A 935-nucleotide genomic window follows, 5' to 3' on the forward strand; every position below is an offset into this window, starting at 1 on the left:
GTGCGGCGCGGGGCGTTGACGAGCGCCGTGGCGTCGCGAAGGGCGGTCTTGCCCCAGCGCGCCTGGGCCTCCGCCATCTCCGGAAAATCCAGCCCTTCGGCCATGTCGCCGATCAGGCCGACCGCGGCCAGCCACAGGAGGTCGGCCTGGTCGCCCAGGGCGCCGGCGGCCCACCAGGCGAGGAGGGCGGTGGTCCGCTCCGGATCGAGGCCGTTCCCGCTGATCGTGCTGGACTCGCCCTGCCAGATCCATCCGCTGATCGCGCAGCAATGGCGCGGCCGGTTGAAGGACAAGGTCGTGATCGCTGCCAACGTCGGCTATCGGCCCGGCTGGGTCCACTTCGCCGCGCGCTCGGCGAGCGGGCGCGACCTCATCGCCTTCCTGGCCGAGCACCGCCCGGCCAACGCCGACGGACGCTACGGCAACGGTCACGCCCAGGCGACCGGCGGCGCGTTGCGGAACGCCGACTGGAACGGCTTCGTCCGCGGCCTCGGCTTTCCGAAGGCGGAGGTCGAGGCCTGACCGGCGATGTTTTAGCGCCGCGGCGTTCGCGTCCGCTCAGGCTGACGTGACGGAGCCGTCGAACGGCCGGGCGCCCGAGCGGCAAGATGCAGGGCGTGTCCTGCGTCGAGGACACGCCCTGCGACGGTTTTTGGCGTGGCTCAGCGACCTTGCTGCGGCATCAGCGAGCGGGCCTGCTGGACCGCGTCGCGGCAGGACGGGTCGCCCTTGGCGTTGAGGTCGGTGGCGCGCTGCAGCGCCGTCTTGGCCTGGGAGACCTTGTCCTCGGCCGAGAGGCTTGCCTGGGTCGACGGCTCGCCGCCCTTCGCGGCCTCGACGGCGGCGGTCGGCTTGTTCTCGGACTGCGCCCGCACGTCGGCCGGCGAGGTCGCGATCTGCCCGTTGGCGACGGAGTTGGCCTGGCCGGTCCCGGT

General features: G+C 72.8%; 1 protein-coding gene and 2 pseudogenes. 1 reads left to right on the plus strand and 2 read right to left on the minus strand.

Features of this window, described 5'->3' with window-relative positions; all coding sequences use genetic code 11:
• A pseudogene (locus tag FV222_RS27435) lies at positions 1-311 on the minus strand (hypothetical protein); the annotation flags it as partial.
• Between FV222_RS27435 and FV222_RS27440 the strand changes: the two are divergent.
• Complete coding sequence (locus FV222_RS27440) at positions 298-522, plus strand: hypothetical protein (RefSeq protein ID WP_187277510.1); 225 nt, start codon at positions 298-300, stop codon at positions 520-522. The pseudogene FV222_RS27435 and the gene FV222_RS27440 overlap by 14 nt on opposite strands.
• Positions 523-662: 140 nt before the next feature.
• Here FV222_RS27440 and FV222_RS27445 read toward each other — a convergent pair.
• Positions 663-935 (minus strand): annotated as a pseudogene (locus FV222_RS27445) (hypothetical protein); the annotation flags it as partial.

Source organism: Methylobacterium sp. WL103 (assembly GCF_008039885.1).
GTDB classification, from domain to species: Bacteria; Pseudomonadota; Alphaproteobacteria; order Rhizobiales; family Beijerinckiaceae; genus Methylobacterium; species Methylobacterium cerastii.